The organism is Nocardioides zeae, from assembly GCF_030818655.1.
Taxonomy (GTDB): domain Bacteria; phylum Actinomycetota; class Actinomycetes; order Propionibacteriales; family Nocardioidaceae; genus Nocardioides; species Nocardioides zeae_A.
The window spans coordinates 2,356,940-2,369,698 of record NZ_JAUTAN010000001.1; the positions used below are offsets into that span (position 1 = coordinate 2,356,940).

Annotated in this window: 11 protein-coding genes and 1 pseudogene; 3 read left to right on the forward strand and 9 right to left on the reverse strand. The window is 74.1% G+C overall.

What is annotated here, in order from left to right:
- Positions 1-7: 7 nt before the first annotated feature.
- Genes QE405_RS11270 through pdxH form a run of 4 tightly spaced genes read right to left on the reverse strand, consistent with a single transcriptional unit; the run spans position 8 to position 4,689 of the window.
- Positions 8-955, reverse strand: coding sequence for an aldo/keto reductase (locus QE405_RS11270; protein ID WP_307200742.1), 948 nt, complete (start codon positions 953-955; stop codon positions 8-10).
- Positions 956-990: 35 nt separating this feature from the next.
- The gene (locus QE405_RS11275; RefSeq protein ID WP_307200744.1) at positions 991-2,598 is read right to left on the reverse strand and encodes a sensor histidine kinase; all 1,608 of its coding nucleotides are present in this window, start codon (positions 2,596-2,598) and stop codon (positions 991-993) included.
- Positions 2,588-3,988: a PAS domain-containing sensor histidine kinase gene (locus QE405_RS11280; protein WP_307200745.1), complete on the reverse strand. Its 1,401-nt coding sequence runs from the start codon at positions 3,986-3,988 to the stop codon at positions 2,588-2,590. Before QE405_RS11280 ends, QE405_RS11275 begins: the two co-directional genes overlap by 11 nt.
- Positions 3,989-4,029: 41 nt before the next feature.
- A complete protein-coding gene (gene pdxH / locus QE405_RS11285; RefSeq protein ID WP_307200746.1) occupies positions 4,030-4,689 on the reverse strand; it encodes a pyridoxamine 5'-phosphate oxidase in 660 nt (219 codons plus the stop codon).
- 121 nt (positions 4,690-4,810) lie between these two features.
- On the opposite strand from pdxH, the pseudogene QE405_RS21070 reads away from it, so the two are divergent.
- Both QE405_RS21070 and QE405_RS21075 read left to right on the forward strand, forming a co-directional pair.
- A pseudogene (locus tag QE405_RS21070) lies at positions 4,811-5,518 on the forward strand (citrate synthase); the annotation flags it as partial.
- 61 nt (positions 5,519-5,579) lie between these two features.
- Positions 5,580-5,915 carry a citrate/2-methylcitrate synthase gene (locus tag QE405_RS21075; protein ID WP_444939695.1) on the forward strand — a complete coding sequence of 112 codons (336 nt, stop codon included), beginning with the start codon at positions 5,580-5,582 and terminating at the stop codon, positions 5,913-5,915.
- Between the two features lie 37 nt (positions 5,916-5,952).
- Here QE405_RS21075 and QE405_RS11295 read toward each other — a convergent pair whose 3' ends face one another.
- From QE405_RS11295 to QE405_RS11305, 3 genes are all read right to left on the reverse strand, one after another.
- Complete coding sequence (locus QE405_RS11295; RefSeq protein ID WP_307200747.1) at positions 5,953-6,573, reverse strand: hypothetical protein; 621 nt, start codon at positions 6,571-6,573, stop codon at positions 5,953-5,955.
- Positions 6,574-6,670: 97 nt separating this feature from the next.
- A complete protein-coding gene (locus tag QE405_RS11300) occupies positions 6,671-7,288 on the reverse strand; it encodes a hypothetical protein (RefSeq protein ID WP_307200748.1) in 618 nt (205 codons plus the stop codon).
- 26 nt (positions 7,289-7,314) lie between these two features.
- Positions 7,315-7,803, reverse strand: a complete 489-nt coding sequence (locus QE405_RS11305) for a GNAT family N-acetyltransferase (protein ID WP_307200749.1) — start codon at positions 7,801-7,803, stop codon at positions 7,315-7,317.
- Between the two features lie 64 nt (positions 7,804-7,867).
- Between QE405_RS11305 and serC the strand changes: the two genes are divergently transcribed.
- Positions 7,868-9,016, forward strand: coding sequence for a phosphoserine transaminase (serC, locus tag QE405_RS11310; RefSeq protein ID WP_307200751.1), 1,149 nt, complete (start codon positions 7,868-7,870; stop codon positions 9,014-9,016).
- A gap of 15 nt (positions 9,017-9,031) precedes the next feature.
- Here the strand turns inward: serC and QE405_RS11315 are convergent, their stop codons facing one another.
- Together QE405_RS11315 and QE405_RS11320 are read right to left on the reverse strand one after the other, a co-directional pair.
- Positions 9,032-10,945 carry an ABC transporter ATP-binding protein gene (locus QE405_RS11315; protein ID WP_307205783.1) on the reverse strand — a complete coding sequence of 638 codons (1,914 nt, stop codon included), beginning with the start codon at positions 10,943-10,945 and terminating at the stop codon, positions 9,032-9,034.
- An 80-nt stretch (positions 10,946-11,025) separates the two neighbouring features.
- Positions 11,026-12,759 (reverse strand): ABC transporter ATP-binding protein, encoded by a 1,734-nt coding sequence (locus QE405_RS11320; protein WP_307205786.1) that lies wholly within the window; start codon positions 12,757-12,759, stop codon positions 11,026-11,028.

Sequence of the window (12,759 nt, forward strand, 5' to 3'; positions counted from 1 at the left end):
AGAGACGTCAGCGCGCGGCGTCGAGGCGTCCGCGCTGCTCGTCGTCGAGCTCGAGGCGGGCCGCCGCGATCGCCTGGTCGAGCTGCTCCAGGGAGCTGACCCCGACGATCGGACGCGCGGCGGGCCGTCCGCCCAGCAGCCACGCGAGCACGACCTGGCCGGGCGCCACGCCCTGCTCGGCCGCGACCTCGGCGAGCGCGGCCAGGCGCCGCGTCGTGCCGGGGTGGTCGTAGGCCTCCGGGAACGGGCGGTCGGACCGGTCGTAGGAACCCTGGACGAGCGGGCTGTAGGCCCACAGCTCGAGGTCCGGGTGCTCGGCGAGGTAGTCGAGGGTCTCGTCGGTCGCGAAGCCGAAGCGGTGGTCCTTGCCGGGCACCTCGACGTCGGGACGGGGTCGCACGTAGGACGTGGTGAGCTGCAGCAGCGAGAAGGGCTCGACGCCCGTGGCCGCGGCGATCGCCCGGGCGCGCTCGACCCGCCAGGTCGGGTGGTTGGAGATGCCGAGCCGCCGGACACCGCCGTCGGCGACGAGACCGCCGAAGGTCGCGACGACCTCGTCGAGGGGCACCGACCGGTCCTCGAGGTGCGCCCAGTAGACGTCGACGACGTCCACCCCCAGCCGCTCCCGGCTGGCCTCGAACGAGCGGCGGACGACCTCGGGGGCGAGTCCCACGACGCCACGCGAGGGGTCACCCGGCACGACCGGCTCGGGACCCACCTTGGTCGCCAGCACGACCTGCTCGCGCACCCCGGGTCGGGCGCGGAGCCACCGGCCCAGGACCTCCTCGCTCTGCCCGCCGGCACCGGTGCCGCTGGCCCAGAACGCGTAGCAGTCGGCCGTGTCGAGGGTGCTGCCCCCCGCCTCCACGAAGCGGTCGAGGAGGGCGAACGCGGTGCGCTCGTCCGTCCGCGTGCCGAAGTACATGCACCCGAGCACCAGGTCTGCGACAGCCATGGACCCGATCGTGCCATCCGCCCCAGGAGCAGCCGTCAGACGAGCGGGGCGTCCCGCAGGTGCAGCTCGAACCGCGCGCCGTCGCCGGGCCCCGACTCCACCGCCACGTGCCCCCGGTGCCGCTCGGCGGCCGCCTGCACGATCGCGAGCCCGATGCCGCTGCCCTGGATGGCCTGCGTGTGGGCGTGGGTGCCCCGGAAGAAGCGGTCGAAGATCTGCTCGCGCTCCTCCTCGGGGATCGAGACGCCGTCGTTGGCCACGGTCACGAGGGCGACCCCGTCGGCCTGCGTGACCTCGACCGTCACCTCCGCCCGCGCAAAGGTCAGCGCGTTGCGGACGAGGTGGCGCACGGCGCTGTGGAGCAGGGCCTCGTTGCCGACCAGCGTGGTCACCACCGTCACGGTCGTGCGCAGGGTCACGATCGACCCGTCGCCGACGTGGCGCGCCTGCTCGGCGGCGATCGCCCGGCACACGACGGCCTCGAGGTCGAGCGGCGCGCACGGGTACGCCGACGGGTCCTCCAGCTGCGCCAGCACGACGATCCCGTCCACGAGGTCGGCGAGGCGCTCCGCGTTGCGGGTCGCCGTCTCGACGACCCTCTGCTGGGCCGGGGTCAGCTCACCGAGGTCGCCCTCGCGGAGCAGGTCGAGGCGGCCCAGCACGTTGGTCACCGGGGTGCGCAGCTCATGGCTCGTCGTCGCCACGAAGCGGCGCCGTGTCGCCTCGAGCGCCCGCACCTCCCGCTGCGCGCGCTGCTCCGCGTCGCGCCGCTGGTCACCGACCAGCGCCAGCGGGAAGGCCCAGGCCGCCGCGAGGGAGACGAAGACCGCGATCGCCCACGACCGCTCGAGGTCGTCGACGGACGAGTGCACGATGGCGAGGCTCGGCGTCTGCAGCGGGGGGCCGACGATCCACACGACGAGGCCGAGCAGCGAGAGCACGACGAGCTCGGCCGAGGTGACGCGCATGCCGAACCTCAGTCCCGCCCAGCTGAGCGTGACGAGCAGCAGCGCCGCGACGACCGCCCCGTCGAGACCGGAGAGGACGCTGGTCGCGGCGGCGAGGCCCGCGAACGTCGCGACCTGCGCCGCGAGCTCGGCGCCGGAGAAACGGGTGTAGCGACGGTGGGAGCGCTCCAGCAGCAGCGGGCACCACACGAAGATGGCCACGGCGTTGCCGAGCCCCACGACCGCAGCCGACCGGACGTCCATGCCGCCGGTCTCGGCGACGAGCACGGTCACGAGGGCGACGAACGCCCCCGCCGCCACGGCGGCGACCGCCAGGACGTTGTGGGCGCGGACCGAGTCGATGGAGCGCACGCCCCCGGCCCGGAGGACGCCGGCGGCCACGACGGCCGCCGTCGCGCCCGCCGCGGCGATGAGGCAGGCCTCCAGCACGGGCGAGCCGACGAGCACCGCGCTGACGGCGATGTAGGTCGGGATCGCCACCAGGCCCAGCACCCGCCAGAGCCCCCGTGCCAGCGCCAGCACCGCGGTGCCGATCCCGACGGAGAGCCAGATCGGGTTCACCCCGTAGACGCCGGACCCCACGGCCCACCGACCGACCGCGAGCAGCAGCACCGCGACGACGGCCAGCACCCACGCCGAGCGGTCGAGCGCCGCCCACCTGCTCTCAGCCCGCATGGCTCAGCAGGACCTCGACGGTCGTCCCCTGCCCCGGCGTGCTGACGATCGAGACGTCGCCGCCGTTGGCCTCCACGAGGTGCCGGACGCTGGCGAGGCCGTCCCCGTGGCCGCCGTCGCCGTCGTCGGCGAGCCGGCCGCGCCGCCCGAGGTCGAAGATGGTGGGCAGGTCGTCGGGGTGGATGCCCCGCCCCGCGTCCGAGACCGCGATCCGCACCGCGGCGCCGTCCTCGTCGCGCACCCGCACGTCGACGTCGCCGTCGGAGTAGCGCAGCGCGTTGCTCACCAGGTTGGCCAGCACCCGCTCGAGGTCGAGGGGGTCGACGCGCGCCGTGACCTCGGGGACGTCGGTGCGCACGCGGGAGACGTCGTGGGTGACGGCCAGGTCGTCGAGCGCCTGGCCCAGCGCCGTGCCCACGACGGTCGCAGCCGCGCGGCGCACGCGCTCGCGGGTGGTGCCGGTCGCGTCGGCGTCGGCCTCGGCGATCGCCACCGTGTGCATCAGCTCGTCGAGCATCGTGGAGAGCCGACCCAGCGCGACCCCGGACCGGCGGAGGAACTCGACGGGGTCGGCGCCGCCGCCACCGTCGTCGGCGAGGGCCTCGGCGGCCAGCGCGACGTAGCCGCGGGCCGCGGCGAGCGGGTTGCGGAGGTCGTGCCCGAGCGCACGGTAGATGCGCTGCGTCTCCATGGCCCGCGCCTTCTGGGCGGTGAGGTCGCGCGTCACCTTGAGGAAGCCCACCACCTGCCCGCTCGGGTCGTGGAGCGCGTTGATCGCGATCTCGCCCCAGAAGCGGGCGCCGTCGGCGCGCACGCGCCAGCCGACGTCACGGGCGAGCCCCTCGCGCCGCGCGCCGGTCAGCAGGTGCTCCGGCCGCCCCTCCCGCCGGTCCTCGTCGGTGTAGAACACCGAGAAGTGGCGCCCGACGATCTCGTGCGCCGCATAGCCCTTCACCCGGGCGGCGCCGAGGCTCCACGACCGCACGACGCCGCGTTCGTCCAGGCGCACCACCGCGTGGCCGACCACCTGCTCCAGCAGCTCGGCGTCGGACTGCACGCCCGCCGGCTCCGCCGGGCGCGTGACCGCCGCGCGGTGCACCTCGACGAGCGTGGAGCCGCCCTCGGCGTCGAGGAGCAGGTGGAGGGTCGTCGTCAGCCGCACCTCCCCGCCGTGCGCACGCGACGCCGTGTGCGTGTACGTCGCGCGGCCCGTCGCCAGCGCCGCCGCACAGGCGCGGCGGAAGTCCTGCTCGGCCGGCGAGCCCGTCGGCCGCAGGGGCGACACGGCACCGACCGCCTCCTCCGCCGTGAACCCGGTGAGCCGCGCGATGCTGGCGCCCCAGGAGACCACGACGCCGTCCGGCCGTGTCACGACCACTGCCTCGATCACGAGGAGAAGGGAACCACGCCGGGGCGTGCGAGGAGGCTTTATCAGGGGGCCAGGCGCACGACCCGCCAGTCCGCCCCCGAGCGCCGGTAGACCAGGCGGTCGTGGAGCCGGCTCGGCCGTCCCTGCCAGAACTCCACGACGTCCGGCACCACGCGGTAGCCGCCCCACGTCGGCGGGACCGGCACCTCGGCGTCGTCCCCGAAGCGCGCGTCGGCCGCGTCGTACGCCGCGGTCAGGTCGTCGCGGGAACCGACCTCCCGGGACTGCGGCGAGGCCCAGGCACCGAGGCGGGAGCCGCGGGGGCGCCGCGCGAAGTACGCCGCGACGTCGGTGTCGTCCAGGGGCACGGCCCGCCCCTCGACACGCACCTGCCGCTCGAGCGGGTGCCAGGGGAACAGGAGCGCGCAGCGGGGCTCGGCCGCGAGCGCGACGCCCTTCCGCGAGGCGGTGTTGGTGAAGAAGCGGAACCCGTCCGGCCCGAAGCCCTTGAGCAGCACCACGCGGCTCGACGGGGCCCCGTCGGGGTCGACGGTGGCGACCACCATCGCGTTGGGCTCGTGGACGCCGGCGGCGGTCACCTCGTCGTACCAGCGTGCGAAGGTCGCGAACGGGTCGGCAGCGAGGTCGGCCTCGTCGAGACCGCCACGGGCGTACTCCTCCCGGAGGTCGGCGAGGTCGCGGTCCGGCAGCGCTGCGCTCATGCTCCCGGACGCTACCGCGACCGTCCATCGGACGCCCCCGTGGCGACCGCTCGGTAACCCCGGGCAGAATGCGTCGGTGGTGCGCCGTGCGCGCGCCCCTCACCGACGAGAAGGAGCCCTCATGACCGAGGTCCACCACGGCCTGGAAGGCGTCGTCGCCTTCGAGACGCAGATCGCCGAGCCCGACAAGGAGGGATCGGCGCTGCGCTACCGCGGTGTCGACATCGAGGACATCGTCGGGCGCGTGCCCTTCGAGAACGTCTGGGGCCTCCTCATCGACGGGGCCTACACGCCGGGCCTCGCCCCCGCGGAGCCCTACAACCTCCCCGTCCACACCGGCGACGTGCGCGTCGACGTGCAGGCCGCGATCGCGATGCTCGCGCCGGCGCTCGGCTTCCGCCAGACCTACGACATCACCGACGAGCAGGCCCGCGAGGACATCGGCCGCCTCGCCGTCATGGTGCTGTCCTACGCCGCGCAGTCGGCGCGCGGCCTCCACCAGCCGGTGGTGCCGCAGAAGATCGTCGACGAGGGCGCGACCCTCGCCGAGAAGTTCCTCATCCGTTGGAAGGGCGAGGCCGACCCCAAGCACGTCAAGGCCATCGACGCCTACTGGTCGAGCGCGGCGGAGCACGGCATGAACGCCTCGACGTTCACCGCCCGCGTCATCACCTCGACCGGCGCCGACGTGGCGGCCGCGTTCTCCGGGGCCATCGGCGCCATGAGCGGCCCGCTCCACGGCGGTGCGCCCTCCCGCGTGCTCGGCATGATCGAGGAGGTCGAGCAGCGCGGCGACGCGCGGGCCTACGTCAAGGAGCTCCTCGACAACGGCGAGCGCCTCATGGGCTTCGGCCACCGCGTCTACCGCGCCGAGGACCCCCGGGCCCGGGGTGCTGCGCCGCACCGCGCGCGAGCTCGACGCGCCGCGCTACCAGGTCGCCGAGGCGCTGGAGCAGGCCGCGCTGGCGGAGCTGCGGGAGCGCCGTCCCGACCGCGTGCTCGAGACCAACGTCGAGTTCTGGGCCGCCATCGTGCTCGACTTCGCCGAGGTACCGGCCCCGATGTTCACGTCGATGTTCACCTGCGCCCGCACCGGCGGCTGGTCGGCGCACATCCTCGAGCAGAAGCGCACGGGTCGCCTGATCCGCCCGTCCGCCGTCTACACCGGCCCGGGCGAGCGCCCGGCCTCCGCCGTCGAGGGCTGGGACGACGCCTGGGGGAAGTGACCCCCCGCTCGTCCCCGGCGACGAGGGACCGACGGCCTCACCGGTACCAGCCGGTGAGGCCGTTGGCCCCGTCCCAGCTGAGCGAGATGTGCACGTGGTCCACGTGGCGCAGCGTCGGCGAGCAGGTGGCGACCGACGAGCACGAGGCGTGGAGGTAGGGCCGCGGCTCGAAGCCGTTCCACGCCGCCCAGATGCGGTCGTTCCAGATGAAGTACATGATCCCCTGCATGCGGGCCCGCGCGTCGGTGTGGCCGTTGACCGTCGCCGTCACCTCGTTGAAGAAGCGGTAGAACTGCTGGCGCTGCTGCGCGTTGCGCGCGTCGATCGCCCAGTCGACGGCCCGGCTCTCCTTGTGCTCCGACTGCCCGCCCTGGTTGCAGGGCCGCGTGATGCCGATGATCCGACCGCCGTAGCGCGCCTTCAGCTGGTCCACGAACGCCCGGGTGCCCTTGCGCACGACGACCGTGCAGGCGGTCTGTGGCTCGTACCGCGCGTAGGGGTCGATCTGGGCCGCCGCGGCCCCGGCCGCCACCAGCGGCACGCCGGGCGTCGCGGCCCGGGCCGTCTGGGTGTCGATGCCGGCGACCAGCGCGGCGAGCGCCAGCACGGCGCCGAGGAAGGTGAGCAGCGCCGAGCGGCGCGGGGCGAGCGTTGCCATGGGAACCTCCGAGTTCGTCCGGGGTCACGTTCGGCGGCCACGCCCGCCACCTGAGCACCCCTTCGGGTGCAATCCGGGCGCCGTCACCCGGGCGGCGTCACCCGAGCGGCGGCGGCTCCGGCACCGGCCGCGTCGTCGCGGCGAGGTACGCCGCGCCCCGGGGCGACACGGCGTACCCGACGTCGAAGCTCTCGGTCAGCCCCAGGTTCTTCAGCTTCCGGACGTCGATCTTGAAGGGGTCGCGCTCGCGGCCGACGGCCGCGGCGAGGTCGGGCGCCCGCCGGTGCGGGTGCGCGCGGACGAGCGCGAGGGTGAGCATCGTCCACGGTCCGTGGCTGCTGGCCCGGTCGAGACGCTCGAGGCGCCGGTCGAGGTCGGCGACGTCCTCGGGCGCGAGGTCCGTGGCGTTGCGCAGCGCGATGCGCGGGTCCTCCCCCGCCCACTCCAGCCCGATGCGGTAGACCCGGTCGTCGCCGTCGTCGGCCGGGGGCCGCAGGCGGCGGCGCAGCTCGTCGGGCGTCGCGAAGCCGGCGGCCGCGGCGTCGGCCGCGTCGACCGCGTGCTCGTCGACCACGTCGACGCTGGTCACGCGCACGACGCCGGCGACCGTGCGGAACTCCGACCCGACGCCCACGTCCGGCCGCCGCCACCGCCGGAACGCGAGCGACACGGAACCGTCGGCGACGCCGTGGGCGACCTTCGGGGGCAGCAGCACGCCCCCATTCTGCGTCGCGGGCGGCCTCAGTCCAGGCGTCTGCCCAGGTAGACCGACTCCGGCGCGTCCTTGTAGTGGCCGTAGGCGGTGACGGGAACGTAGCCGCACGCCGTGTAGAGCGCGACCGCCGCCGGCTGGCGCGTGCCCGTCTCGAGCACGAGACCGTCGTGGCCGGCCGCCCGGGCGGTCTGCTCGAGGTGCGCGAGCACGACCCGAGAGAGCCCCCGGCCGCGGGCCTCGGGCGCGACGTACATGCGCTTGATCTCCGCCGCCCGCTCCAGCCCGAGGTCGTGGACGTCGGGGCGGTCGCGCCAGGCGCCCGTCGCGACGGGCCGATCCGCGTCGTACCCCACGAAGAACCGCCCCGCGGGCGGGTCGAACATCGTCGGGTCGAGCGGGGTCTCGTCGGGCGAGCCGTAGAGCACCGCGTACTCCGCCTGCACGTCCGCCACGAGGCGCAGCGCGTCGGGGTGCGTGAGCCGCACCTGCTCGATCCGCAGGGCCTGCCGTGCCACCGCTGCCCCTCTCGTCCCCGCTGTCGTTTCCCGCTCCCGGCGCGGGCGGTGGGAGACTAGCCCGGTGACGCGTGACCTGCGGATTCCGACCGACCTGCTCCCCGCCGACGGCCGTTTCGGCTCCGGCCCCTCGAAGGTCGCGCAGTCGGCGCTCGACGCCCTGGCCGGACCGGGCAGCGCGCTCATGGGCACGTCCCACCGCCAGGCCCCCGTCAAGAACCTCGTCGCCTCCGTGCAGGAGCGCCTGGCCGCCCTCTTCTCGCTGCCCGAGGACCACCGCGTCGTGCTCGGCGTCGGCGGCTCGACGGCGTTCTGGGACGTCGCGGCGTTCTCGCTCGTGCGCGAGCGCAGCGCCCACGGCGTGTTCGGCGAGTTCGGCGGCAAGTTCGCGACCGCGACGACGGCGGCGCCCTGGCTGGCCGACCCGGCCGTGTTCGACGTCGCGCCCGGCTCGGTGGCGGTCCCCGAGGCCGTCGCGGGGGTCGACGTCTACGCCTGGCCCCACAACGAGACCTCGACGGGCGCCATGGCGCCGGTACGCCGCGTGCCCGGCGCCGACGCGGACGCGCTCGTGGTCGTCGACGGGACGTCGGCCGCCGGCGGGCTGCCCGTCGACGTGCGGGAGACGGACGTCTACTACTTCGCGCCCCAGAAGGGCTTCGCCGCCGACGGCGGCATCTGGTTCGCGCTCATGTCGCCCGCCGCCCTGGCCCGCGTGGACGAGGTGAAGGCGAGCGGGCGGTACATCCCGGCCTTCCTCGACCTCGGGACCGCCGTCGCCAACTCCGCCCAGCACCAGACCCTCAACACCCCGGCCATCGCGACGCTGTTCCTCATGAACGAGCAGCTGGGCTGGATGCTCGAGCACGGCGGCCTCGCGGGCATGGTCGAGCGCACGTCCGCCTCGGCGGCGGTGCTGTACGGCTGGGCCGAGCGGGCGGCGTACACCACCCCCTTCGTCGCCGATCCCACCCACCGCTCCCACGTGGTGGGCACGATCGACTTCACGGGCGGTACGAGCGGGCCGAGCGGGTCCGGCGGGGTCGACGCCGACACCGTCGCGGCGGTGCTGCGCGCGAACGGCGTCGTCGACGTCGATCCCTACCGCAAGCTGGGGCGCAACCAGCTCCGCATCGCCATGTTCCCGGCGATCGACGCGAGCGACGTCGAGGCCCTCACCGCGTGCGTCGACTGGGTCGTCGAGCGGCTCTGAGCTCGCCCCCGGTCGTCAGTCCAGCGCGCTCGCCGCGAACTGCGAGCGGTAGAGCGCGGCGTACGCCCCGTCCGCCGCGAGCAGCTCGGTGTGCGTGCCCTGCTCGACGATCCGTCCCCCCTCCATCACGAGGATGACGTCGGCGTCGCGGATCGTGGAGAGCCGGTGGGCGATGACGAAGGACGTGCGGTCCTCCCGCAGCGCCCCCATCGCCCGCTGCAGCAGCAGCTCGGTGCGCGTGTCGACGGAGCTGGTCGCCTCGTCGAGGATGAGCAGCGCCGGGTCCGCGAGGAACGCGCGGGCGATGGTGAGGAGCTGCCGCTCCCCCGCCGACAGGTTCTCGCCGTTCTCCGTGACGACGGTGTCGTAGCCGTCGGGCAGCGAGGCGACGAACCGGTCGACGTACGTCGCGCGGGCGGCCTCGAGGATGTCGGCGTCGCTCGCGCCCGGGCGTCCGTAGGCGATGTTGTCGCGGATCGTGCCCTCGAACAGCCAGGTGTCCTGGAGCACCATGCCCGCCTGCGCCCGGAGCTCGCGGCGCGACAGCGTGGTGACGTCGACGCCGTCGAGGGTGATGCGGCCGGCGTCGAGCTCGTAGAAGCGCATCACGAGGTTGACGAGCGTCGTCTTGCCGGCGCCGGTCGGCCCCACGATCGCCACGGTCTCGCCGGGGCGCGCCACGAGCGACAGGTCCTCGATGAGGGGGCGGTCGGGGTCGTAGGCGAAGGCGACGTGCTCGAAAGCGACCTCGCCGCGCCCCCGCGCGCCGACGCCGGCCCGCCCGGCTCCACCCACCTCGCCGACCACCGACGCGTCGGCCTCCTCCTGGGCGTCGAGCAGCTCGAAGACGCGCTCGGCCGACGCGACGCCCGACTGCAGCAGGTTCATCATCGAGGCCACGGTGGTGAGGGGCTGGTTGAACTGGCGGGAGTACTGGACGAACGCCTGCACGTCGCCGATCGTGATGGCGCCGGCAGTCACCCGGAAGGCGCCGACGACGGCGACGACCACGTAGGAGACGTTGCCGATCAGCATCATGACCGGCATGAGGAGCCCCGATACGAACTGCGCCCGGTACGACGCGTCGTAGAGCTGGTCGTTCTGCTCGGCGAACGTCGCGTTCACGGCGTCCCGCCGGCCCATCACGGTGACGAGCGCGTGCCCCGAGATCGACTCCTCGACGTGGGCGTTGAGGGAGCCGGTGCGCCGCCACTGCGTGACGAACTGCGGCTGGCTGCGCTTCATCACGGCCCCCGTCAGCACGAGGGAGACCGGCACGGCGACGAGCGCGACGAGCGCCAGCAGCGGCGAGATCCACAGCATCATGCCGAGGATGCCGACGACGGTGAGGAGCGAGGTCAGCAGCTGGCTCATCGTCTGCTGCAGCGTCTGCCCGACGTTGTCGATGTCGTTGGTGACCCGGCTCAGCAGCTCGCCGCGCGGGGCCTTGTCGAAGGTCGCGAGCGGCATCGCGTGGATCTTGCGCTCGACGTCGGCGCGGAGCGTGCGGATCGTGCTCTGCACGACGTCGTTGAGCAGGTAGCCCTGGAGCCACGCGAGCAGCGCGCCGACGACATAGACCCCCAGCACGATCAGCAGGGCCTGGCCGACGGCGTCGAAGTCGACGCCCCGGCCCGGCACGAGGTGGCGCATGCCCTCCACGAGGTCGGCGACCGAGCCCTGCCCCGACGCGCGCAGCGCCGCGACGGCCTGCTCCTGCGTCTGCCCGGCCGGGAGGTCCCGCCCCACGAGCCCGGCGACCACGAGGTCGGTCGCCCGGCCCAGCAGGTAGGGCCCCAGCGACGTGGCCGTCACGCTGCCGACGGCGAAGAGCGCGACGAGCGCGGCCTTCGCGCGGTGGGGCCGCATCCGGCCCACGAGACGACGGGCGGAGGGCACGAAGTCCATCGCCTTCTCGCCGGCGCTCATCTGGCCGGCCGGGCCCGGGCCGCGCTGCGGCACCGCGATGCGCTCGGTGGCGGTGATCTCCCCGGTGTCCTTGCGCTCGCTCACGCCGCCTCCTCCGCGCTCAGCTGGGAGGCGACGATCTCGGCGTACGTCGCGCAGGAGTCCACGAGGTCGTCGTGGCGTCCCGCGCCGACGAGGCGTCCGTCCTCGAGCACCAGGATGAGGTCGGCCTCGCGGATGGTGGAGACGCGCTGCGCGACGACGAGCACGCAGGACTCCGTCGTCCACGGCCGGAGGCCGGCGCGGAGCCGGGCGTCGGTGGCGAGGTCGAGCGCCGAGAACGAGTCGTCGAAGAGGTAGATCTCGGGGCGGCGCACGAGGGCGCGGGCGATGGACAGCCGCTGGCGTTGGCCCCCCGAGAAGTTGGTGCCGCCCTGGGCGACCGGCGCGTCCAGGCCGTCGGGCAGCGCGGCGACGAAGTCCCGCGCCTGCGCGACCTCGAGCGCCTCCCACAGCTCGCCGTCGGTGGCGTCGGGCTTGCCGTGCCGCAGGTTGCTGGCGATGGTGCCGCTGAAGAGGAAGGCCCGTTGCGGCACGAGGCCGATGCGCTCCCACAGGGCGGCGGGATCCAGCCGGCGCACGTCGACGCCGTCGATGCGCACCGCGCCCTCCGTGACGTCCATGAGCCGGGCGACGAGGTCGACGAGCGTCGTCTTGCCCGAGCCCGTGGAGCCGATGACGGCGACGGTCTCGCCCGGGCCGGCCCGGAACGACACGTCCGCGAGGACCGGGCTCTGGGCGCCCGGGTGGGTGAACCCCACCCCGTCCAGCTCGAGCTCGGCGTGGCCCGACACGACGGTCACCGGCTGCTCCGGCGGCAGCACGCTCGTGCTGGTGTCGAGCACCTCGGCGATGCGGTCGGCGCAGACCGCGGCGCGCGGGATCTGCATGAGCATGAAGGTGCCCATCATCACCGACATGACGATCTGCATGAGGTAGGCCAGGAAGGCCGTGAGCTGGCCGACGCCGAGGTCGCCGGAGTCGACGCGGTGGCCGCCGAACCAGATGACGGCGACCGAGGCCACGTTGACGATGAGCATGACGACGGGGAACAGCGTGGCGAGCCAGCGCCCGGCGCGGATCGACACCTGGGTCAGCTGCTCGTTGGCGTCGGCGAACCGGTCGGTCTCCTCGGGCTCGCGCACGAAGGCCCGCACGACGCGGATGCCGGTGATCTGCTCGCGCAGGACCCGGTTGACGCCGTCGATGCGTCCCTGCTGGGCGCGGAAGCTCGGCACCATGCCCCGCACGACGATGCCGACGGCGACGAACATGGTCGGCACCACGACGGCGAAGATCCACGAGAGGCCGACGTCGGTGTGCAGCGCCATCGCGATGCCGCCGACCATCATGATCGGCACCGAGATGGCGATGCTGCAGGTCATCAGCGTCAGCATCTGCACCTGCTGCACGTCGTTGGTGACGCGGGTGATGAGGGACGGCGCCCCGAACTGGCCGACCTCCCGGCCGGAGAAGCCGGTGACGCGGCTGAACAGGGCGCCCCGGAGGTCGCGACCCACGCTCATGGCGACCCGCGCCGAGAACCACACGGCCGCGACCTGGCAGGTGGTCTGGCCGAGGCAGACGACGAGCATGACGACGCCGATGCGCAGCACGTGGCCCGTGTCGCCCTGCACGACGCCGTCGTCGATGATCGTCGCGTTGAGGTTGGGCAGGTAGAGCATCGCGCCCGTGGAGCCGAGCTGCAGCAGCGCGATGGCGAGCAGCCGGGCCCGGTAGGGCTGCAGGTGCTCGCGGAGCAGGCGGAAGAGCAT